The organism is Burkholderia sp. MR1-5-21 (assembly GCF_053427715.1).
Genome location: NZ_JBSAXD010000006.1, coordinates 207,216 through 229,274 on the forward strand (window position 1 = coordinate 207,216; position 22,059 = coordinate 229,274).

Sequence of the window (22,059 nt, forward strand, 5' to 3'; positions counted from 1 at the left end):
GTCGGCGGGGCGTGCGGTCATTCCGCGAGCGCGGCCATTTCCGCGCAGAAGCGCTCGGCGGTCCACTGCGCACCGTCCGGCGCGCGGAAGCCGATGCGGTTCAGGCCCGCGACGACGTCGTCCAGCTCGGTCGCGCCGGCTTCGAACACGCGTTCGAGCGCGTCGCCGAGATCGTTCTCGTATTGCGTCGGCTCGGCCTTGCGGGTCTGCCAGATCCGGTTCTCGACCTGGCCCGGGATTTCGATCTGCCCCTTGCCCGCGACGTTGTTCGGCTGCGGCGCCACCCACGGCTTCAGGAAGGGATTGAAGTTCACGATCGCTTCTTTCATGTCATTCCACCTTGATCTGGATTTCCTCGCCGGCGAGGCGCACCGCGTACTGCTTCAGCGCACGGCCGCCCGGCCCTTTCAGGCACTGGCCCGTCTTGATGTCGAACACCGCTTCATGCAACGGGCACTCGACCGTGCCTTCGTCGATGAAACCCTGCGTCAGCAGCGCGTACGCATGCGGGCACACGTTCTCGAGCGCGTACACCTCGTCGCCGACGCGGTAGATCCCGATCTCGACGCCGTCGGTCCGCTTGAACTCGATCGGCGTGTCTTCCGACAGCGCGCCGGCGTGCCCGGCGCAAATCCATTGTTCAGACATCTCACACCCTTCCTTCTGATCGACTCTCGGTTTGTTCCATATCCGGAACATCAGTTTATGGATGGTGATTATAGGAGCGACTTTCCACGAGAAAAACAAAAAGCTGCACGTCCTAGGGAAAACACTGACCGTTCGGTTGGCAATCGTCAGCCTCTACCCTAAGGATTGTGATTTTTTCTTACCTGTCGGGCAGTTATGCGATTTTCCGGGGAGTCGTTCCCGCACGTTGCGTGCCGGACGCATACGACTTCGACCCGATAAATTTATTTTTTTCCACGCTTGCTACCGCCCTATACTTCATTCCACCAGAGGCACATCGTTCCTTATATGGAACACGAAAATGCCCAACCCGCAGTGAAGATGCGCGCAGCCGGCAGGTCGTCCATTCGCGCACCGCCACGGCACGTTTTCATTCGAGTGAGACTCAGGAAGGAGATCTAATGGTCAAGCATGCGGTAGCAGCAGCGGTCGTCGGTATCGGCGCCGTGTCGGGCGCGTGGGCGCAGAGCAGCGTGACGCTGTATGGCAGCACCGATGCGGGCATTGCCTACGTGAACAACGTCGGCGGCCACGCGAAGTGGGCGATGATCCAGGGCAATACACAGCCCGACCGCTGGGGCCTGAAGGGCAAGGAAGACCTGGGCGGCGGCCTGTCGGCGATCTTCCAGCTCGAAAACGGCTTCTATACGAACAACGGCCAGTTCGCGACCGCCAACACGATCTGGAACCGCGCCGCGTGGGTCGGGCTCAGCTCGGATCGCTACGGCACGGTGACGCTCGGCCGCCAGACGCCGCTGTCATTCGACTACCTCGACCCGCTGAGCACCGCGTACCTCGCGCAGAGCTGGTATGCGTTCCATCCGGGCAACATCGACGGCCTCGCGGCAACCGGCAACGTGCCGTACAACAACGCGGTCAAATACCGTTCGCCGACCTTCGCGGGCTTCTCCGCCGCGGCCGTGATGGCGCTCGGCAACACGACGAACTTCTCGACCGGCAAGTCGGTCGGCGTCGCGCTGAACTACGCAAACGGCCCGTTCAAGGCGTCGGCCGTCTATTCGAACGAACACGACCGCTCGGTGCTGATTAGCCAGACCGGGATCGCGAGCTTCCAGGGGCAGAACACCGCGAACGGCTATACGGCGAGCAAGGTCGAGAACATCGGCGCGGGCGCGTCGTACCAGATCGGCGACTTCCTCGTGCACGGGCTCTACACGCGCACGAAGATGCAGTCGAACGGTTTCTCGGATACGTTCCAGAGCTACGACGCGGGCGTGAACTACCGCACCAACCCGTTCAACACGATTGCGGGCGGCGCGGCGACGTCGACGCTGTCGGGCCGGCGCTGGACGCAGTTCGAGCTCGGCGACATCTATTCGCTGTCGAAGCGCACGCAGCTCTATGCGAACGTGTTGTACGAGCACGCGTCGGGCGGCGCCCATGCGTCGTTCTTCACGGCCGGCGTGTCGAGCACCGCGAACCAGATCGTCGTGCTGGCGGGGATTCATCATTCGTTCTGACGACGCGGCCGCATAGCGTGCGACACGCGCACGACGGCACAAAAAAAAGCGGCCCGCGGGCCGCTTTCTGTATCGATGGCCGCGTGAGCGGCACATCGACAGCACGTCAGAACATCGCAACCTTGTGGCGCGCGTGCGCGAACGTCGGATCGCTTTCGAGCGGACGATAGTTGAGGCGCTGCGACAGGTCGACCGCCGCACCGCACACGGCCTCGACGAGGCGCTCCTTCTCGCGGGCCTCGCCGATCTCCGAGCGCGGCACCGTCGCGGTAATCGCCGCGACGATCGACCCCGAATGATCGCGCACCGGCGCGGTCACGGCCGAGATGCCGGCTTCGAACGCGGCCTCGCTGACCGCATAGCCGAGCCGCGCGTAATGACGCACGCGCTCGTACAGTTCGTCGACCGTGCCCGGCGTACGCTCGGTGAACTGCTCGAGACGCTTTTCCGGATACAGGTGGCGCAACGCGTCGCGCGTGAGGTCGCCCATCAGCACGTGGCCGTGCACGGTCGCGTGTGCGGGCAGCCGCGTGCCGACATGCACCTTCACCGAGCCGAACATCGACGCATTGCTCTGCGCCTTCGCGACGAACACGACGTCGCGCTGGTCGCGGATCAGCAGGTGCGTCGACAAGCCGGTCGCGTCGCGAAGCCGTTCGAGCACGGGGGTGCCGAGATCGGTCAGCTCGAGCGAGTTCAGGTATTCGAAGCCGAGCCGCAGCACGCCGACGCCGAGCCGGAAATGACGGTCGCCGTTCACGCGCTCGAGGAAGCCGAGCGCTTCGAGCGTCTGCAGCAGGCGGAACGTGGTCGTGCGCGGAATGCCGATGCGCTTCGACAGTTCGGGCGCGCCGAGCACCAGCTCGCGCGCGGAGAACTCGGCCAGGATCCGCAGACCGCGCTCGAGGCCCGGCACGAGATAGGATGACGCACCGCCAGCGGCTTCGTCGTCGCCGGCGGGGACAGGTTCCGGCGCATCGCCAGCGCCTGCCGCACCGCGCGTTTGACGCGCAGGCGCAGCGGGCGGCCTGGTCGCACCGCTCATCGTTGTTTTGGCCATGGGAGCATGGACGGAAAGAATTCGATCACGAAAGACAGGCCATTGCGCGTCGTGGACGTTCACTCATGCTACCTCACCCCGCACGCCGTTTCGCGACCGCAAGCACGGTCAACCGGAAACGGCCGGGACGATCGGCGCATCGTCACGACACTTCGAATAGCCACACACAATTGAGAGGATATCAGCGATAGACAGCGATGCGCCATGAGTACCTCGCCGGACGACACGGGGAGTGCCCGCAATGAATGGAGGCCGGCATGCTGCGACGTCGTGTCGCGTGGGGTTCACCTGCAGCCGCGCCGGATCCGGGTCGAACCGCGGGCGAGCGGCGCGCCGCCGCCGGGCAACCTCACACGGTCACCGGGCCGCCGAAGGACGCGAGCGCGCGTTCGCCGGCTTCCCTGGCATCGGCCTGCCGATGGAAACCGTCATGACTGAACGCGATGACCTTCACGCCGACGCCCGCCGCGCGCTTCACGGTCAGCGCCCATTGCCATGCACCGTCTTGTTCGAAGACGTGCAGCAAGGGTTCGAGCGATTCATGCAGTCCGGTCACGCAAAGTTCTCCCGCTGCCCGCCGTTCGGAATCTACCGATCCCGCGGGCACGCGATGCCATCATTCCGGCGTCCGTGGACAGACACCGGCCCAACTATCAGTTTACCCGACAATTGTTGCAACGCACCATCGGTGGTTCTACTTGGCTATCGAATTGGTAATTTCGATGCATTGTCGCCATCGACGGCGTTTTACGCTGCCCGATCAGGCATGACGCCGCATCGCCGGCCACGTGCGACACGCGTGCGGGCACCGGGATCGGCGGAGCCCGTCACGCGTAGACGTGGCGGAACGTCAGGTTGATCCGCTCGCCCTGCACGGCCGGCGCCTTCGGCACGCGATGCTGCCATTCGGCCTGGGTCCGCCCGCGCATCACGAGCAGGCTGCCGTGCGTCAGCCGGTACGCGTGCGTGACGCCGGTCGCGCGGTGCCGCAGATCGAACACGCGCATCGCGCCGAGGCTCACCGACGCGATCACCGGCGCGTCGCCGAGCGCCGGCTCGTTGTCCGCATGCCAGCCCATGCTGTCCTGGCCGTTGCGGTAGCGGTTGAGCAGCACGCTGTTGAAGCGCACGCCGCACGTCGCCTCGGCCGCGCGCTTCAGCTCGAGCACGGCCGGCGTCCACGGCGCGGGTTCGTTGCGGATGCCCGAATACACGTACACCGCATCCGGGTCGCCCTGCCACGCGGTGAGACGCGGCAACGGGATGCGCCCGCGCGGCGTGCGGATCGCGTCCTGGCGCCACGCGACCTCGCCGGTCAGCGCGGCCTGCACGCGATCGGCCTCCGCCGGCGGCAGCCAGTCCGGAAACCAGTCCACGTCGGGTGCGGGGGTGTCATCGAAGAGATCGAACGTCGACATGTCGGGCGGAAAACGTGGAACGCGCATCGGCGGGCGATGCATGCGTGCATGGTAGCGAAGCGCGCCCGCGGCTGCCATGCTCGCTCATTCGGGGACGGTAAGCGGCGGATGGCCGACGGCAGGCGCCGGCGCGTGCATCGCCGCCCATCGCGCTATCATCGCGGCAAGTCGCACCGCGCCCGTTCCAGGGCGCCGCCTCCCTTTCGTATCCAGCCGGCCGGCGCGACCCGGCCGCATTTCTCACCGGATCCCATCATGCCCCTTTCCGATTCCGCTCTCGACCAGTTGTTCGTCACCGCGCGCACGCACAACGCGTGGCAGGACAAACCGGTCGACGACGCGCTGCTCCATCGGCTGGTCGATCTCGCGAAACTCGGCCCGACGTCCGCGAACTCGAGCCCCGCGCGCTTCGTGTTCGTCAAGTCGCCGGAAGCGAAGGCCCGCCTGAAGCCCGCGCTGGCCGAAGGAAACCGCGCGAAGACGATGGCCGCCCCGGTCACGGTGATCGTCGGCATGGACATGGCGTTCTACGAGCACCTGCCGCGGCTGTTCCCGCACGCGGACGCGCGCAGCTGGTTCGCCGGCAACGACGCGCTGATCCAGGCGACCGCGTTCCGCAACTCGTCGCTGCAGGGCGCGTACCTGATCATGGCCGCGCGCGCGCTCGGCCTCGACGCCGGCCCGATGTCCGGCTTCGACGGCGCGGCGGTCGACGCGGCGTTCTTCGCCGGCACGACGGTGAAGAGCAATTTCCTCGTGAACCTCGGCTACGGCGATCCGGCAGGCCTGTTCCCGCGCAGCCCGCGCTTCGATTTCGACGACATCGCCCGTATCGAATGACGGGCGCGCGGCGCGCGCGTCTCGTTGCGCGCGTGCCGCGGCATGCGTGTCGCGGATCGGTTCATCGGGCACCCGCGTCCGGCGATCGCCGACGGCATATCGAAAGCTTGCCCGTTGCGTGGCGGGCCCCCGCCTACCGGCCCCGCGTCAAGCGGATCAGCGTGATCTCCGACGGCACGCCGAAGCGATTCGGCGGCCCCCAATACCCGGTGCCACGGCTCGTATAGACCCACAGATCGCCGAACTTCCGCAGCCCGGCGATCACCGGCTGCTGCAGCCGCACGAACGGCGGCCAAGGCAGGAACTGCCCGCCGTGCGTATGCCCTGAAATCTGCACGGAAAAGCCGGCCTTGTTCGCCTGCTCCGCGCTCCTCGGCTGATGCGCGAGCAGGATCTTCGTCCCGACATCGCCGGGCGCGCCCGCCAGCGCCCTCGCCGGGTCGCTCCGGTGCGCGGGGTCGAATCCGCCGGCCGTGAAGTCGGTGACGCCCGCGACCACCGCGCGCGCGCCGTCGTGCTCGACCACGACGTGTTCGTTGAGCAGCACGTTCAGGCCGATCCGCCGGAACTCGGCAATCCATGCGTGTGCGCCGGCGTAATACTCGTGGTTGCCCGTCACGAGGAAACTGCCGTGCCGGGATTTCATGCGCCCGAGCGGCGCCGTATGCTCGCGCAGCCGTTCGACCGAGCCGTCGACCACGTCCCCCGTGACGGCGACGATATCGGCATCGAGCGCGTTGACGGCGCCGACGATGCGTTCGACATAGCCCCGCTTGATGGTCGGCCCGACGTGGATATCGGAGAGCTGCACGATCTTCAGGCCGTCGAGCGCGTCCGGCAGCCCCGCGACCGGAATCGACACGCGCTTGACCGATGCGGTGCGCCGCGCATTCGCGAAGCCGATGACCGTGACCAGCACCGCGCTGGCCAATACGCCGAGCGCGCTGTCCGTAGCCGCGTTGCTCCACGCGCCGGCGTGCCCGAGCTGCCGCCACACGACGACGCCGAGCAGCACGAACTCGCGCAAGAACGTCAGCGCGAGCAGCGACGAGAAGAACCCCATCACGATCGCCCCGACCCAGCCGAACAGGGTCGCGGCCCACCCTTCGTCGAAACGCCGCGAAAACATCCCGACCGGAATCAGCACACAGAAGCTTGCCAGCACGAGCACCGCGACACCGCGCGCGACCGGCGATACGAACGCGTCGGGCACGATCCGCAGCCCGACATAAAGATGGAACAGCAAGCCGATCGCAATGAACCGGACAAAGAAACTTCGCATGGAGCGCTCACCCACGTTGCGACACGACCCAGCGGAACGCGCGTCGAACAGGTTCGTTGTGCCCCGTGCCGCGCGTCCCGCACCGTACGCTCGATGGTACACATATCCCGTCCATGACGACGCCGGCAACGTGCGAACCGACGCGCTGCAGGTCGCCTGACACCGGAGAGTGCGAGCCGATCGATCGGCGCCATTGGCCTATGACGAATGCACGATTCGTGACCGTCGATCCGGATTCGTTGTCAAATGGAGCGCAAAGCAGAGCGCCAACGCGCGCCGGCCGAGCCGCCGGGTTGGCGAGGACACCGCACTGATTTAATATCGGCGGCGTATCGTGGGGCCGGCCATCCTGGCATCGCGGTCCGGCGCCGCCGTCCGACCCAACCTGTCCGTCGAGTCCGTCACGTGATGAATAAAACGACACTGTGCGCCCCCGCGCGCCTTTGCGCGACGCTTGCGCCGGCCGTCCCGCTCGCGGGCTGCGCATCACGCGGCGCGCCCACCTACGTGCTGTTCGGCGCGTATTTCCCGCTGTGGCTCGTCAGCGCAGTGATCGGCGTGGTCGGTGCGATCGTCGCGCACCGCATCTTCGTCGCGACCGGCTGGGCCGATACGGTGCCGTTCCAGCTCGCGGTCTGCACCGCGATCGGGCTCGTGGTCGCCGTGATCGTCTGGCTGACCGGCACGGGGCCGTTCGCATGAAGCTCGCCGGCCAATCCCGCCCCTCCCTGAAAGGCCGCCTGATCGCGCTCGCGATCGTCGCGCTCGGCGTCGCGGCCCTCGGCTATGCGTATTACCGGACGACCGGCTATCCGTCGACCGACGACGCGTCGATCGACGCCGATGTCGTGCATGTCGCATCGCCCGTCGGCGGACGCATCGTGAACCTCCCGGTGCACGAGAACCAGCGCGTCGCGAAAGGCGACCTGCTGTTCGAGATCGATCCCGTGCCTTACCGGCTGACGGTCGCGCAGGCGCAGGCCGACGTCGAGCTCGCGCGCGCCGCGCTGGACACGCGGCGCAAGACGCTGATCGGCGAACGCTCGAACGCGTCGGTCGCCGCCGAGCAGGTGAACCGTGCGGCGCACAACTACGACCTCGCGACGCGCACCGTGAAGCGGCTCGCGCCGCTCGCCGCGCAGGGCTACGTCAGCGCGCAGCAGTTCGACCAGGCGCAGGTCGCGGAGCGCGACGCTGCCGTCTCGCTGAAGCAGGCGCAGGAGCAGCAGCGCTCGTCCGCGCAGACGGTCGGCGACGATGCCGATGCGATCGCGACGCTGCATGCGCGCGAAGCCGCGCTCGCACGCGCGCAACATGCGCTCGACGACACCGTCGTGCGCGCACCGCACGACGGACTCGTGACAGGCTTGTCGGTGCTCGCCGGAGAAACGGTCGCGCCGAACCAGTCGATCTTCACGCTGATCGACGCGAACGAATGGTTCGCCGTCGGCAACTTCCGCGAGACGTCGCTGACGCGCATCGACGTCGGCGACTGCGCGACCGTCTATTCGATGATCGACCGCAACCGGCCGATCACCGGCAAGGTGGTCGGCATCGGCGCGGGCATCGCGGATACCGACCGCATCAATCTCCCGCGCACGCTGCCGCTCGTCCAGCGTTCGGTGAACTGGGTGCACGTCGCGCAGCGCTTCCCGGTGCGCGTGAAGCTCGACGAACCCGACGGCAAGCTCGTGCGCGTCGGCGCGAGCGCGATCGTCGAGATCCGGCATGGCACGGCCTGCCGCTGACGACGTCCGCGCGCCCGGCCCGCGCGAGATCCTGCGGCTGCTCGCGCCTTTTCCGGGCCGCGCGGCGATCGTCACGCGGGTCGCGCTGATCTGCGCGCTGACCGTGCTCGTGACGAGCGCGTACGGCACGCCCGATGCCGCGCTCTCCGCGTACGTCGTGCTCTTCCTGATCCGGCCGGACCGCGTGACGAGCATCGTGCTCGCCACGGCGTTGCTGCTGCTCATCACCATCGTGATCGGGCTCGTGCTCGGCGTCGCGATGTTCAGCATCGACTATCCGATATTGCGTGTCGCGTGCATGGCCGTGCTGTCGGTCGGGCTGCTCTATTTGACGTCCGCGAGCAAGCTGCGCCCCGTCGGCGCGATCCTCGCGATGATCGTCGGCTTCGGGCTCGACGAGCTCGGCCTCGCGCCGGTCGGCGAAGCCGCGACGCGCGCGCTGCTCTATACGTGGCTGATGATCGCGATTCCGGTCGGCATCGCGATCGTGGTCCACCTGCTGATTGCGCCGTCGCCGCGCCGCCTCGCCGGCGCCGCGCTCGCGAAGCGGCTGCGGCTCGCCGCCCGGCAACTGCGCGGCGACAGCGACAACGGTCACGACGATGCGCGCGCCGCGTTCGACGCCGCGCTGCGCGAAGGCGATGCGCAGCTGCTGACGTGGCTCAAGCTGTCGAAGCTCGAAGGCACGTCGACCGCCGCCGACGTCGCCGCGCTGCGCCAGGCGATCGCATCGAGCACCGCGATCCTCGTGTCGGTGGCGCTCGCGAGCCGCGAAGCGGACGCGCGGCTGCCCGACACGTTCGCCGCGCCGATCGCGGCAACCCTCGACGAGATGGCCTGCATGCTCGCGCAAGGCGGCTATCCGGTCGACATCGCGCTCGCGCTGCCGCCGGCCGATGCGCTGCCGCCGCTCGCACGCGTCGTCGCGGCCGATCTGCACGCGGCGATCACGCAGTTCGCGGAGGCCACCGGCCCGCAGCAGCAGCCGGCTGCCGCGCCCGAGGCTTCGCCCTCTTCGCCCGCTTCCTCCCAGGCTTCGCCCAAAGCCGCACCCGAAGCACCCGCCAAATCCGGCGGCGGCTTCTTCCTGCCGGACGCACGCACGAACCCCGACCACATCCGCTACGCGCTGAAGACCACCGTCGCCGCGATGTTCTGCTACCTGCTGTACATGCAGCTCGACTGGTCCGGCATCCATACGTGCTTCATCACCTGCTACATGGTGTCGCTCGGCACGACCGCCGAGACGGTCGAGAAGCTCACGCTGCGGATCACCGGCTGCATCGTCGGCGCGCTCGTCGGCACCGCGGCGATCGTGTTCGTGATGCCCGCGCTGTCGTCGATCGGCCAGCTGATGGCCGTCGTGTTCGTCGGCGCGTGGCTGTCGGCGTGGATCGCATTCGGGTCGCCGCGCATCGCGTATGCCGGCTTCCAGATCGCTTTCGCGCTGTTCCTGTGCGTGATCCAGGGCGCGGGGCCCGGCTTCGACCTGACGCTCGCGCGCGACCGCACGATCGGCATCCTGCTCGGCAATGTCGTCGTCTACCTCGTGTTCACGCGCATCTGGCCCGTCAGCATCGGCAAGCAGGTCGACGCCGCGCTCGCCGCACTGCTCGAACAATGGCGCCGGCTCGTGCAGATCGCCCATCCGGCCGAACGGCGCGCGAAGGCGGCGGACGCGTTCGCACGCTACGGTGCGATCGCGCAGGACCTCGGCCTGATCCATTACGAACCATCGTGGGTGCGGCCCGCGCCCGCGTGGGTCGCCGCACGCCGCCGCACGCTCGCCGAACTCGGCGCGCTCGAAGGACCGCTGTTCCTGCTCACCGAGCGCGCGCCCGGCGACGCGGCGGCCGATGCGCATCTCGCGCAAATCACGCATCTTGCGCGCGACGCCGAAACGGGCCCCGGCGTTCCGGGTGCGGGCGCGAACCACGCGGATGAAACTACCGCATTGCAGCCCACCGCTGCGGCGCCACACGCAGCCGCCGAGAACGTCGGCGCGCCGCCGGCCGCACGCCCGTCCGGGCCCGACGCTGCCGCGAACGGCACGGCCCCCGAGCGCGACGCATTGCTGAACCTGATCGACGCGCGGCTCGCTCGCATTGCCGACGCCGCCCGCGAAGCCACACCGAAGGAGTCTCTTTCCCATGCGCGTTCCTGAACCGCCGACCGCCTTGTTCGCCGCAGCCGCCGCAGCAGCAGCGGCCGTGGTGCTGGCCGGCTGCGCGACGTCGTCGCTCGACCTCGCGCCGGAAGCATCCGATCGTCCGTGGCAGCCTCAGACGACGGCCGCGGGCGAGATCGTGCCGGGCGTGCCGAAACCACAGGGCAATCCGCCCAGCCACGACTACACGCTGCCCGCCAATACGGCGCTCGCGGCGGTGCCGCCGCCCGCCGCGCTCGATGCCGCGCATGCGTACACGCTCCCCGAACTGATCGATCTTGCCGAATCGACGAACCCGCTGACCCGCATCGCGTGGAACGGTGCGCGCAACGCGGCGCTCGCGGTCGGCGTCGCGAAGACCGCATACCTGCCGCAGCTGTCCGCGACCGCGATGGGCGGCTACCAGGCCGGCCACGGCACGACGTCGACGCAGCTCGGCAACGCGTCGGCGAGCACGAGCGCGCACGGCACGGTCTCGGCGCTGGCGCTGCAGTGGCTGCTGTTCGATTTCGGTGGCCGCAAGGCGCGCGTCGAAGCGGCCGAACAGGCGTCGATCGTGTCGAACGTCGCGTTTACGGCCGTCCATCAGCAGGTGATCCACGACGTGACCATCGCGTACTACCGCTACGAGGCCGCGCGTTCGCGCGCGCAAAGTGCGCAGCAGAGCCTCGCGAACGCCGATACGATCGTCGTGGCGGCTCGCACCCGGCTCAAGCGGGGTGTCGGCACCGTCGTCGAGGTCGCGCAGGCGACGCAGAACCGCGCCCAGGCCAATCTCGCGCTCGTCGAAGCACGCGGCGCGGAAAGCGACGGCTATCTGGGGCTCGTCTCCACGCTCGGCATCTCGCCGCTGTCGAAGCCGACGATCGCGCCGCTGCCGGCGCGGCCGCTGCCGCCGGCACTCGGCGCGTCGGTGGAAGCCATCGTGGCGGACGCGATCGCGCGGCGCCCCGACCTGCAGAGCGCCTATGCGCTCGAAAAGGCCGATCGCGCGAAGGTGAAGGCTGCGGAAGCGGAATTCATGCCGAAGGTGTTCATGTCCGCGACGGCGTCCTACCTCAGCGGCGGCACGTCGATCAGCGCGCTGCCCGCGATCGGCCAGCAGGCGCCGACCGTCAACCTGAACGGCAACCGCTATGGCGGCGGCGTGTTCGTCGGCATCACGATTCCGCTTTACGACGCCGGCCTGCGCTCGGCCGTGCTGATGCAGGCGCGCAACGACGCCGAAAGCGCGGCCGAGCGGCTCACGCGCACCAAGGAGGAAGCGGTCCGGCAAGTCGTCGCCGCACAGAATGCGCTGCAGACGAGCCTCGCGTCGCACGAGGCCGCGACGGCGCTCGTCGCCGCTGCACAGACCAGCTACGACGCCGCGCTGACCGCATACCGGAACGGCGTCGGCTCGGTGACCGACGCGACGCTCGCGCAAAGCCAGTTGCTCGTCGCGAAGAACGCGGACGTCGACAGCTACTGCGGCGCATTGTCGGCCGCCGCCGCACTCGCGCTCGCGACGGGGACGATCAGTGCGGCGCAATGACCTTCGCGCGGCCTTGGCCGCGTCAAATGGGGCACGCATGAGTTGACGCGCCCGTGTGCCGCCGCCTAGAATGCCGCCCATTCATCTTTCAGGAATCAACGTGGACAGTTGCAGCACATTGCGTGCGCTTCTCGCCGCCTGAACGCCTGCCCGCCGCAGTTCTCCTGCCCCGGCTCGCGTTCCAGCGAGTCCGGCACGCCGCTCCGTTTCACACTGCGTTACGCATTCGCGCGCTACAGTACCGCGCGATGACGTCCATCGCTTCGCCGCCCGTCACGGCGCCGAAGCCATGGCCGCCCGCATGCGCCCTTGCACGGCAGGACAACTCATGACTCTCGATTTCGCCATTCGTCTTTTCACCGCGTTCGCCTGCGGCGTCGCCATCGGTCTCGAACGCCAGATGCGGCAGCGCACGGCCGGCCTGCGCACGATCACGCTGGTCGCGAGCGGCGCGTGCCTGTTCGTCACGCTCGGCGTGCTGACCGGCAACGGCGTGGCCGGCGTCACGCAGATCGCCGCCTACGTCGTATCCGGCGTCGGCTTTCTCGGCGGCGGCGTGATCATGCGCGACAAAGGCTCGATCCAGGGCATCAACACGGCGGCCACGCTGTGGTGCGCAGCCGCGGTCGGCGTGCTCGCCGGCTCCGGGCATTTCGTGCCGGCGATCGCGGGGACGGCGGTCGTGCTGCTCACCAACACGCTGCTGCGCGGCGTGAGCCAGGCGATCAACGCGACGCCCGTGTCGAACGCAGACCTCGTCCGCGAATACCAGATCACGGTGATCTGTCTCGCGTCGGACGAAGTGCATATCCGCACGCTGCTGTCGAATTCGATGTACGCGAAACCGCTGTCGTTCCAGAGCCTGACGAGCGAGGACGTGCCCGACCAGCCGAACCGGCTGAAGGTCACTGCGACGCTGAAGCTGCATCCGAAGGATCAGCCGAAGCTCGAGCAGATCGCGAGCCGGATCAGCATGGAGAAAAGCATTTCGAGCGTCAGCTGGACGGCGAAGGAAGCGGAACCGCTGATGGAGTGAGCGGTTCCCCGCAGCGCAGCAACGGCGCCCGCCGCCGCGCCGCCCCGCCGTTCACGGCGTATCGATGAGCCCGGCCGAAATCGCCTTGACGACTGCCTGCACCTTGTTGGTCGCGCCGAGCTTCTCGAGGATGTTGTTCACGTGGAAGTTCACGGTCCGCTCGGAGATGCTGAGGATCTGGCCGATCTCGCAAGCCGTCTTGCCCTCGGCGGTCCAGCACAGCACCTCGCGCTCGCGCGCGGTCAGCGACACGCTCGCCTCCGGCGCCAGCTTCGGCACCATGAAGCGGCTCATCAGCGAATGCGACAGGTTCGCAAGCCAGTTCGTCTGCAGCGTCAGCATGTTGATTTCGGCGGGCGTGAGGCGGTCCGCGTGACGCGCGATGCTCAACAGGCCGAACGCGCCGCGCGCCGCCCAGCTCGACTGCGCAACGCCGACCGACAGCCCGTGATCGCGCGCATCTTCCCACAGCGGGCATGGCGGGATCTTGTCGACGTCCGGCCAGACGATCATGTTGGTGCTGAGCGCGCCGTCGCGGACGGTCGAATCGATCTCGATGTAGTTCTGCGCCTGGTAATGCGCCATCCAGCCGTCCGGATAGGTATCGAAGATCGCGACCGCCGGCTTCGACACCGGTAGCGGCACGCGGATTCCATAACAGCAGTATTCGAAGCCGAGGCGCTTCGAATAGGCTGCGATCCGCTGGAAGAGCTGCTGCTCGTCCTCCGCGGCGCTGAATTGATGGTAGGCGTCCTGCCAGCGCAGTTCCATTCGTTCTCCGACAACGTCACGCTGTCATACTTGTCAGGTTTCAGCACCAGTCCGGGCTGATACATTCCGCGCATGACCTCACCCTTGCTGCATCCCTTCCGCGGCCCGTCTCCGGACGGCTACGTGCGCCTGTCCGAAAGTGCATTGGCCGAGCTTGCGCTCGACCATGTCACGAGCGGCCTCGACGCGTCGCTGCTGGCGGAACTGCACGACAGCTCGACCGACGCGCGCCTGGCCGGCTATACCGAATGGCATCGCCCTGCCCGTACCGGCGTCGCTTACGTGACGGTCGGCTGGGACTGGTACCTCGAACGCGCGTCCGGCGCACTCGTGATCGCGTTCGGCGACGTCCGCAGCAACGTGATGGCCGTCGACGCCGCCGGCGCCGATATCGGCATGACCCGCACCGTCACCGCGCTCGCGGCCCGCCTCGCCAGGCTCGACTGGCCCGCCGCCGTGGCAGCCGCCGTGCTCGCGCACAACGACGCCCATCATGCCGGGCCGACGCTCCAGTGACAACCGGCCGCGCATTCATCCGATATTAGCGCCGCGCTGGCGCTCTTTATAAGCAAAACCCGGCCGGTTTTCAATCCCGCTGAGCAAGGAACCGTTACCAGCTCCGGATCGGCCATTTCAACCCGCCACCCTGTAAGAGTTACCAGTTACGACCTCCTCGGGACGCACGCTGTAATGCACGCATGCCAAGCACGGATCCGAGGACACCATGCGGACCTTCGTTCACGAGGAAGGGCGGTTGCCACACGAACTTGCAGCGGATCTCGGGCGCTACCGGCACCGGGTTTTCGTCGAACAACTCGGTTGGGCGCTTCCGTCGGCGAACGAATGTGACGAGCGCGACCAGTTCGACCGGGACGACACCGTTTATGTATTCGCACGCAACGGCCGCGGCGAGATGTGCGGATGCGCGCGTCTGCTGCCGACGACCCGGCCTTACCTGTTGAAGACGCTGTTCGCGGACCTGATCGCCGAGGACATGCCGCTGCCGCAATCGGCCGCGGTATGGGAACTGTCGCGATTCGCGGCGACGGGTGACGTTGCGGACAGTGACGTATGGGCGGTGCGGCCGATGCTGGCGGCGGTGGTCGAACACGCAGCGCAGCTCGGCGCGCGACAGCTGATCGGCGTGACGTTCACGAGCATGGAACGCCTGTTCCGCCGTATCGGCGTGCATGCGCACCGCGCAGGTCCGCCGAAGGTGGTCGACGGCCGCATGGTGGTCGCGTGCTGGATTGACATTGACTCGCAAACGTTTGCTGCACTCGGAATCGATCCGGAATCGAGTGCCCGGCAAGCCATCGCCGCCTGAGCGCACAGTCTCTCGGGCGGCATCGTACTAGAAGGAGAATCAACGTGGACCATTCACGGGTCTTTCACGCGATGTTGCCCGGACTGACGGCCGCCGACAGCAGCACACGCATCGCCGTCGCCTATCCGTCGTTTCCGGAACCGCTGCCGCTGGTCCGGCTCGATCGTCGCGGGCTCGTGTTCCGGGCTTCCGGGCCGGTACCGCTCGTCTGCGGGCTGCCCCGCGCGGCGACGCTGCTCGCCGGGGACGAACCGCTCTGTTCGCTGCGCCTCGTGATTCGCGAGATCGCCGCGGCCGGCAACGGCCGCCACGACCTGACGATGCAGCCTTCGTGCGCCGCGAGCGACGAACTGCTGTGGCACGCGCTGCGCGACCGCGAGCCGTACCGGAATATCCGGCAGCCGCTTGCGCCTGTCGCCGACGGGGCTGCCGATCTCGACCGTGCGCCGCATGCATCCGCCACGCTGCCGGCGGGCGGCGCGGATGGCACGCTGCGCCCGTCGCGCAGCGCGGCATTCCGGCTGCCGTGCCACAGCGACGCACTGTTTTTTGTGGACTGGCTCGAGTATCACTTCGACGAGTTGCGCGTGCTCGCGCAGCGGCATGCGCCGCAACTGCAGCTGAACCAGCTCGAGCGGCAGCTCGCGGACGACGAAGTCGGCGTGCGCTTCGTCTACGACGTCGACGGCCATGCGACCCGGCACGAACTCAACGACTGCGCGCGCGAGGCGTGCGCGTGGATCGAGACGGAAATGCGCGACAAGTACGCGTTGCCGATCGCGCAGGAACGGTTCGGCGACCATCGGACGCGCGGCGCACAACTGCGGGCGCGAAACAGTGCGTGAACGATCTGGAGCGGTCAGGCAGGCGGATGCCTGAGCGCCGGCATGACGCCTGTGTCGCAGGAATGCAACAGGGGGTTGCACTCTCTAGGGTTTTCCCTTAAATTTACGTCTGTCTCCTCCATGTCTCCAAACATGGATTCGGCCCGCTCAAGCAGCGGGCTTTTTTATTGCCTTCGCCACCAGGCACACGAACAGTTCGCGGTCGAATCGGCTATCTGCCGTCGGCTCCCGGTCCGGGCGTATCGGCCGCAGACATGCCGGCGGTCATGCGATCCAGTTGCCGAACGATTTCCACGCGCAGGTCGGCCGGCATCTCCTGACTGCCGAGCAGCTCGGAAATCCACAAGCCGTCGGCTGCGAGCCGGCAGATCATCAGCATCGCGGCCTGCTCGAGCGGCACCGGGTCCGGGCGACTCCATTCGCGTATCGGTACCGCCCAGCGTTCGCGCGTCTCCGGTTCGGTCACCATCGACGCCACCAGTACGCGCAGCACGTCGGTACTGGCCGCCGGGTTCGCCTTGTCGAGCGTCGTATGCACATACGCGCGCGCCGCCGCCCCCGCCGGCTGCGGATCCGCGGCGATGCGCGCTTCCATCTGCCGGCCGAATCGCTCCACCGTCTGCTCGAACAGCGCGTCGAGCAAACCTTGCTTGTTCGCGAAGTGATACTGCAGCGCCCCCTTCGTGACGCCGGCACGCTCGGCTACCGCGTCGAGCGTCAGCGCCTGCACGCCGTAATGCGTGGCAATGTCTGAAGCCGCAACCAGCAGCTGTGCCCGCACCTGCTCCGGCGCCTTCTTGCGCCGCACGCCGGCGCCAGCCGCCGCCGGTGTCGAGGATTGTTCGGCCGCATGCGCGTCGGCGGTTCCGGCCGGTGCGCGTGTCGTGGAGACATCGTTCGGCGCTTGGTCGAGGCGTTTTTTCATAGCGCGGATCTTAGCATCCGCGGTCCTCAATAAAAACATTCCATCCGGATGGTATTATCCGCCGGATGAACAAGCCTACCCCATCCCCCTGGTCCGCGCTCGATGCCGCCATCGCCCGCGGACGCGACGCGCTCGCGCGCCTTCAGCAACCCGACGGCAGCTGGTGTTTCGAACTCGAATCCGACGCGACGATCACCGCGGAATACATCCTGATGATGCATTTCATGGACAAGATCGACGACGCGCGCCAGGAGAAGATGGCCCGCTACCTGCGCGCGATCCAGCGGCTCGACACGCACGGCGCGTGGGACCTGTACGTCGACGGCCAGCCGGACGTGTCCTGCAGCGTGAAGGCGTATTTCGCACTCAAGGCGGCCGGCGACGCCGAGCATGCGCCGCACATGGTGCGTGCCCGGGAAGCGATTCTGAAGCTCGGCGGCGCGGCCCGGTCCAACGTGTTCACGCGCATCCTGCTCGCGACGTTCGGCCAGGTGCCGTGGCGGGCGGCGCCGTTCATGCCCGTCGAGTTCGTCCTGTTCCCGAAGTGGGTGCCGATCTCGATGTACAAGGTCGCCTACTGGGCCCGCACGACGATGGTGCCGCTGCTCGTGCTGTGTTCGCTGAAGGCGCGCGCCCGCAATCCGCGCAACGTGTCGATCGGCGAACTGTTCGTCACGCCGCCTGACGAGGAACGCCAGTACTTCCCGCCCGCACGCGGCATGCGCCGGCTCTTTCTGGCGCTCGACCGCACGGTGCGCCATATCGAACCGCTGCTGCCGAAGCGTCTGCGGCAGCGCGCGATCCGGCACGCCGAAGCGTGGTGCGCCGAGCGCATGAACGGCGAAGACGGGCTGGGCGGCATCTTTCCGCCGATCGTCTACAGCTATCAGATGATGGCCGTGCTCGGCTATCCGGACGATCATCCGCTGCGGCGCGACTGTGAAGACGCGCTGGAAAAGCTGCTGGTCACGCGGGCGGACGGCAGCGTGTATTGCCAGCCCTGCCTGTCGCCGGTGTGGGATACGGCGTGGAGCACGATGGCGCTCGAACAGGCGCGCGGCGTGACCGCGCCGGAACCGGCCGCAGACGCGGAAGCCGAGCGCAAACTCGGCGAAATCAACGAACGCATCGCCCGCGCGTACGACTGGCTGGCGACGCGCCAGGTGAATGACCTGCGCGGCGACTGGATCGAAAACGCGCACCCCGATACGCAACCGGGCGGATGGGCATTCCAGTATGCGAATCCGTACTACCCGGACATCGACGACAGCGCGGTCGTCACCGCAATGCTCGATCGCCGCGGCCGCATGCACCGGCACGCGGACGGCACCCATCCGTACGCGCAACGCGTGTCGCGCGCACTCGACTGGATGCGTGGTCTGCAATCGCGCAACGGCGGCTTTGCCGCGTTCGATGCCGATTGCGACCGCCTCTACCTCAACGCGATTCCGTTCGCCGATCACGGCGCGTTGCTCGATCCGCCGACCGAGGACGTGTCCGGCCGTGTGCTGCTGTGCTTCGGCGTCACGAAGCGCGCGGAAGACCGGGCCTCGCTCGCGCGCTGCATCGACTACGTGAAGCGTATGCAGCAAGCCGACGGCAGCTGGTGGGGCCGCTGGGGCACCAACTACCTCTACGGCACCTGGAGCGTGCTTGCCGGCCTCGCGCTCGCCGGCGAAGACAAGTCGCAGCCCCACATCGCCCGCGCGCTCGAATGGCTCCGCGCGCAGCAGCATGCGGACGGCGGCTGGGGCGAGACGAACGACAGCTATCCCGATCCGCAACTCGCCGGGACCAACTATGGCGAGAGCACGTCGAACTGCACCGCGTGGGCACTGCTCGCGCAGATGGCGTTCGGCGACTGCCAATCCGATTCCGTGCGGCGCGGGATCGCATACCTGCTGTCAGTTCAGCAGGACGACGGATTCTGGTGGCACCGCTCGCATAATGCGCCGGGTTTTCCGCGCATTTTTTATCTCAAGTATCACGGCTACACCGCGTACTTCCCGCTGTGGGCGCTGGCACGGTATCACCGTCTTGCAGGCGCGCAACTGGCAACCGGCGGGCGCGATCCGGGTACGGTGGAAACGGCGGACGCGGCACTCGCTTGAGCAACGGAACGCCGTCGTGATTCGGAACGGGGCGTGGATAGCGCGCTGTTCCGATGTGCCGGGCGCCGAAGCGACGCCGGCATGTGCAACCGTGATCCTCGGCGACACGAAGGATTGGACAGCGCACGCGCCCACAATTCGCGCAGTATGATTGCGCTTCCAACCCCTGCCCCGTTCCGATCCATGCAAGCCAAACTGCGAATTGCCCGCCCGGTCAGCGATCTCGCGCACACCGAGCGCATGTATTGCGATGCATTTGGTCTTACCGTGCTGGCACGGTTCAGCGACCACGATGGATTTGCCGGCATCGTGCTCGGGCACGAAGGCAAGGACTACCACTTCGAGTTCACGCACTGCCGGACGCATCCGATTGCGCCGGCTACGACGCCCGAGGACCTGGTCGTTTTCTACCTGCCCGATCACGAAATGTGGGAAGACGCGTGCGCCCGCGCGACAGCGCATGGCTTCGTTCGCGTGACGTCATTCAATCCGTATTGGGAAGCGTCGGGCCGGACGTTCACGGATGCCGACGGCTACCGGATCGTCCTGCAAAACGCCGCGTGGTCTCGATGAAGGATGGGCGGTGAAAACTTCCACAGCCCAATGGTATTGACGGCGTTCAGTCCGATGCGTGCTGCCGCGCAATTTCCGCGCAAGGTGACATCGGATATCCATCTCGATTGTTGCGCGCACGACTAGCTGGCCGACCCGGCAGTGCACGGGGCTGCGAGCCTGCGTCCGGCGACACACCCGCCGGACAATCGCGGGGCCGCCGAACCAGACACGGGGCGAGCGCGAACGGACACGCGCGCAGAACAAAAGCCGGACGCGCCGGTGCACTACGGTCGGGTGACGACTGGAAACACCGCGCCCGCGAACCAGCACACTGACGACGGCATCTCGAAGGGCGCTACTCGTTTTCCTCGAAGTAATGCCCGAACTTCGTCTGCTTGGTGCGGATATAGCGTTCGTTTTCCTCGCGCACCGGCACTGCCAGCGCCACCCGTTCGCAAACGGGGATGCCGTGCTTCACCAGCGTGTCGAATTTCTTCGGATTGTTGCTCATCAGGCGCACCGACGTCACGCCGAGGATGCGCAGGATCGCGGCCGCGGAATCGTATTCGCGGGCATCGTCGGGCAGGCCGAGGTCGAGATTCGCCTCGACGGTATCCCGCCCCTGCTCCTGTAGCGCATACGCGCGAATCTTGTTGCTCAGGCCGATGCCGCGACCTTCGTGACCGCGCAGGTACAGCAGCACCCCGCGGTCTTCAGCGGCAATGTAGCGCAGCGCGAGATCCAGCTGCTCGCCGCAGTCGCAGCGATATGAGCCGAACACGTCGCCCGTCAGGCATTCGGAATGCAGCCGCGTCAGCACGGACTGCTCGCCGGAAACGTCGCCCATGACGAGCGCGAGATGTTCGGCATCGCTGCCCGACACACGAAATGCATATGACGTGAACGTGCCGTAGCGCGTGGGCAGCGAGGCGGTGGCCACGAGCGTCACGCACTCGGCCTGGCCGTTGCCCGAGGTGGGCGATTGGGGACGCGAAGACATCATGAAATCAATCGAACGATCAGGAATGTAGGAATTTTCTGGATGGCACGTGACGGAAGTTTACCGCTAATCTGGAATTAGTACGCGGCTGCCACCGAGGCCCGTTTATACTCGATCCATCGGGTGACGCGCATCACGCCCAGCCTTCCCTGGATTGCCCTGCACACGGAGAAAGCGAATGAGCACGACTGTCGCGCAGATTCTCAAAGCCAAGCCGGACTCCGGCCGCACCATCTACACCGTCAGGAAGACCGATCTCGTCTACGACGCCATCAAGCTGATGGCCGAAAAGGGCATCGGCGCACTGCTGGTCGTCGAGGGCGACGACATCGCCGGCATCGTCACCGAACGCGATTACGCGCGCAAGGTCGTGCTGCAGGACCGCTCGTCGAAAGCCACGCGTGTCGAGGAGATCATGACCTCCAAGGTCCGCTACGTCGAACCGACGCAGTCGAGCGAAGAATGCATGGCGCTGATGACCGAGCACCGGATGCGCCACCTGCCCGTCCTCGACGACGGCAAGCTGATCGGCCTCGTCTCGATCGGTGACCTCGTCAAAAGCGTGATTGCCGACCAGCAATTCACGATCAGCCAGCTCGAGCACTATATTCACGGGATCCCCGCCGTCACGTCCGCCTGACCGCGCCCCAGCAAAAAAGGCCCAAACGCGCGAGCGTCTGGGCTGAAAGCCGCCGGAATGCGGCGACGGAGGTTCTGCGCCTGTTTGCGGGCGGTGCACATATCGCGCGCCGCCCGTCGGTGTTGGTGCGTGCGGGCAGACCCGGAATATCAGTTGCCGAAGTAGACCGAATTGACGGGATTCGGCGCTTCCGTCATGCGGCGGCCGCCCGACTGTGCCGCGCCGGTGGCTGCGGCACCGTAGCCGCTCGTATCTGCGCGCGTCAGCACTTGCTGGCTCGGCTGGATGCGTTGTTCGGCAGCCTGGATGTTGGCCGGATATTCCGCGCCGTCGCTAGCCTGCGGCTTGTAGCCATTCTGTTCGAGCTGCACGAGATCCGCCTTGACCTGGTCGCGGGTAAGCCCCTGATCCGACTGCGCAAACGACGCGATCGGGGTGGCTAGGACGGTTGCGGCAATCGCTGCGTAGATGATCGACTTCATGATTTACCTCCGATATATGTTCTGCGATGTTCTGACTTCACGTCGCTTCCGGCAGGTCTGTCTGAAGCGATTGAAACCAGTCTAGTCTCCGCATCACCAAGGGGAAACCCTTAGTTTGAACATACTGCGTTGCGTTTTTGGCAACTATCA

At 66.9% G+C, this 22,059-nt stretch carries 23 protein-coding genes; 13 read left to right on the top strand and 10 right to left on the bottom strand.

Annotated features, from left to right (window positions below):
* Positions 1 to 17: 17 nt before the first annotated feature.
* Positions 18 to 329, bottom strand: a complete 312-nt coding sequence (locus ACV229_RS11170; protein ID WP_448083186.1) for a recombinase-like helix-turn-helix domain-containing protein — start codon at positions 327 to 329, stop codon at positions 18 to 20.
* Position 330: 1 nt separating this feature from the next.
* On the bottom strand, positions 331 to 648 hold the full coding sequence (locus ACV229_RS11175; protein WP_448074548.1) for a non-heme iron oxygenase ferredoxin subunit: 318 nt from the start codon (positions 646 to 648) through the stop codon (positions 331 to 333).
* A gap of 440 nt (positions 649 to 1,088) precedes the next feature.
* Between ACV229_RS11175 and ACV229_RS11180 the strand changes: the two genes are divergently transcribed.
* Entirely contained in the window at positions 1,089 to 2,168 is a 1,080-nt protein-coding gene (locus ACV229_RS11180; protein WP_448083187.1) for a porin, read from the top strand.
* Positions 2,169 to 2,274: 106 nt separating this feature from the next.
* Here the strand turns inward: ACV229_RS11180 and ACV229_RS11185 are convergent, their stop codons facing one another.
* The 3 genes from ACV229_RS11185 to ACV229_RS11195 form a co-directional block, all read right to left on the bottom strand.
* Entirely contained in the window at positions 2,275 to 3,228 is a 954-nt protein-coding gene (locus ACV229_RS11185; protein ID WP_448083188.1) for an IclR family transcriptional regulator, read from the bottom strand.
* Positions 3,229 to 3,577: 349 nt separating this feature from the next.
* Positions 3,578 to 3,784, bottom strand: coding sequence for a hypothetical protein (locus tag ACV229_RS11190; RefSeq protein ID WP_448083189.1), 207 nt, complete (start codon positions 3,782 to 3,784; stop codon positions 3,578 to 3,580).
* A gap of 271 nt (positions 3,785 to 4,055) precedes the next feature.
* Complete coding sequence (locus ACV229_RS11195) at positions 4,056 to 4,646, bottom strand: alpha-ketoglutarate-dependent dioxygenase AlkB family protein (RefSeq protein WP_448083277.1); 591 nt, start codon at positions 4,644 to 4,646, stop codon at positions 4,056 to 4,058.
* 255 nt (positions 4,647 to 4,901) lie between these two features.
* Here ACV229_RS11195 and ACV229_RS11200 point away from each other — a divergent pair, with 255 nt between their 5' ends.
* Positions 4,902 to 5,486, top strand: a complete 585-nt coding sequence (locus ACV229_RS11200) for a malonic semialdehyde reductase (protein WP_448083190.1) — start codon at positions 4,902 to 4,904, stop codon at positions 5,484 to 5,486.
* 133 nt (positions 5,487 to 5,619) lie between these two features.
* On the opposite strand, the gene ACV229_RS11205 is transcribed toward ACV229_RS11200, so the two are convergent.
* Positions 5,620 to 6,768 (bottom strand): metallophosphoesterase, encoded by a 1,149-nt coding sequence (locus ACV229_RS11205; RefSeq protein ID WP_448083191.1) that lies wholly within the window; start codon positions 6,766 to 6,768, stop codon positions 5,620 to 5,622.
* 408 nt (positions 6,769 to 7,176) lie between these two features.
* On the opposite strand from ACV229_RS11205, the gene ACV229_RS11210 reads away from it, so the two are divergent.
* The 5 genes from ACV229_RS11210 (at position 7,177) to ACV229_RS11230 (ending at position 13,253) form a co-directional block, all read left to right on the top strand.
* Positions 7,177 to 7,470: a hypothetical protein gene (locus ACV229_RS11210; protein WP_448083192.1), complete on the top strand. Its 294-nt coding sequence runs from the start codon at positions 7,177 to 7,179 to the stop codon at positions 7,468 to 7,470.
* On the top strand, positions 7,467 to 8,516 hold the full coding sequence (gene mdtN, locus ACV229_RS11215) for a multidrug transporter subunit MdtN (protein ID WP_448083193.1): 1,050 nt from the start codon (positions 7,467 to 7,469) through the stop codon (positions 8,514 to 8,516). The genes ACV229_RS11210 and mdtN overlap by 4 nt, the downstream gene beginning before the upstream one ends.
* The gene (locus ACV229_RS11220) at positions 8,497 to 10,680 is read left to right on the top strand and encodes an FUSC family protein (RefSeq protein ID WP_448083194.1); all 2,184 of its coding nucleotides are present in this window, start codon (positions 8,497 to 8,499) and stop codon (positions 10,678 to 10,680) included. Before mdtN ends, ACV229_RS11220 begins: the two co-directional genes overlap by 20 nt.
* On the top strand, positions 10,667 to 12,217 hold the full coding sequence (locus ACV229_RS11225; protein ID WP_448083195.1) for a TolC family protein: 1,551 nt from the start codon (positions 10,667 to 10,669) through the stop codon (positions 12,215 to 12,217). The genes ACV229_RS11220 and ACV229_RS11225 overlap by 14 nt, the downstream gene beginning before the upstream one ends.
* Before the next feature lie 328 nt (positions 12,218 to 12,545).
* Entirely contained in the window at positions 12,546 to 13,253 is a 708-nt protein-coding gene (locus ACV229_RS11230; protein ID WP_448083196.1) for an MgtC/SapB family protein, read from the top strand.
* A gap of 51 nt (positions 13,254 to 13,304) precedes the next feature.
* On the opposite strand, the gene ACV229_RS11235 is transcribed toward ACV229_RS11230, so the two are convergent.
* Positions 13,305 to 14,024, bottom strand: coding sequence for an autoinducer binding domain-containing protein (locus tag ACV229_RS11235; RefSeq protein ID WP_448083197.1), 720 nt, complete (start codon positions 14,022 to 14,024; stop codon positions 13,305 to 13,307).
* Between the two features lie 72 nt (positions 14,025 to 14,096).
* On the opposite strand from ACV229_RS11235, the gene ACV229_RS11240 reads away from it, so the two are divergent.
* The 3 genes from ACV229_RS11240 to ACV229_RS11250 all read left to right on the top strand — a co-directional run bounded on the left by ACV229_RS11240 (position 14,097) and on the right by ACV229_RS11250 (position 16,196).
* Positions 14,097 to 14,540: a DUF4902 domain-containing protein gene (locus ACV229_RS11240; protein ID WP_448083198.1), complete on the top strand. Its 444-nt coding sequence runs from the start codon at positions 14,097 to 14,099 to the stop codon at positions 14,538 to 14,540.
* 208 nt (positions 14,541 to 14,748) lie between these two features.
* The gene (locus tag ACV229_RS11245) at positions 14,749 to 15,351 is read left to right on the top strand and encodes an acyl-homoserine-lactone synthase (RefSeq protein ID WP_448083199.1); all 603 of its coding nucleotides are present in this window, start codon (positions 14,749 to 14,751) and stop codon (positions 15,349 to 15,351) included.
* 44 nt (positions 15,352 to 15,395) lie between these two features.
* Complete coding sequence (locus tag ACV229_RS11250) at positions 15,396 to 16,196, top strand: hypothetical protein (RefSeq protein ID WP_448083200.1); 801 nt, start codon at positions 15,396 to 15,398, stop codon at positions 16,194 to 16,196.
* A gap of 211 nt (positions 16,197 to 16,407) precedes the next feature.
* Here the strand turns inward: ACV229_RS11250 and ACV229_RS11255 are convergent, their stop codons facing one another.
* Positions 16,408 to 17,121, bottom strand: a complete 714-nt coding sequence (locus ACV229_RS11255; protein WP_448083201.1) for a TetR/AcrR family transcriptional regulator — start codon at positions 17,119 to 17,121, stop codon at positions 16,408 to 16,410.
* A gap of 53 nt (positions 17,122 to 17,174) precedes the next feature.
* On the opposite strand from ACV229_RS11255, the gene shc reads away from it, so the two are divergent.
* Entirely contained in the window at positions 17,175 to 19,232 is a 2,058-nt protein-coding gene (gene shc / locus ACV229_RS11260; protein ID WP_448083278.1) for a squalene--hopene cyclase, read from the top strand.
* Positions 19,233 to 19,265: 33 nt separating this feature from the next.
* The gene (locus tag ACV229_RS11265; protein ID WP_448083202.1) at positions 19,266 to 19,805 is read left to right on the top strand and encodes a VOC family protein; all 540 of its coding nucleotides are present in this window, start codon (positions 19,266 to 19,268) and stop codon (positions 19,803 to 19,805) included.
* Positions 19,806 to 20,142: 337 nt separating this feature from the next.
* Here ACV229_RS11265 and ribA read toward each other — a convergent pair whose 3' ends face one another.
* The gene (gene ribA, locus ACV229_RS11270; protein WP_448083203.1) at positions 20,143 to 20,790 is read right to left on the bottom strand and encodes a GTP cyclohydrolase II; all 648 of its coding nucleotides are present in this window, start codon (positions 20,788 to 20,790) and stop codon (positions 20,143 to 20,145) included.
* Positions 20,791 to 20,965: 175 nt separating this feature from the next.
* Here ribA and ACV229_RS11275 point away from each other — a divergent pair, with 175 nt between their 5' ends.
* Entirely contained in the window at positions 20,966 to 21,427 is a 462-nt protein-coding gene (locus tag ACV229_RS11275) for a CBS domain-containing protein (RefSeq protein ID WP_448083204.1), read from the top strand.
* 149 nt (positions 21,428 to 21,576) lie between these two features.
* On the opposite strand, the gene ACV229_RS11280 is transcribed toward ACV229_RS11275, so the two are convergent.
* On the bottom strand, positions 21,577 to 21,909 hold the full coding sequence (locus ACV229_RS11280) for a DUF4148 domain-containing protein (protein ID WP_448083205.1): 333 nt from the start codon (positions 21,907 to 21,909) through the stop codon (positions 21,577 to 21,579).
* Positions 21,910 to 22,059 lie beyond the last annotated feature (150 nt).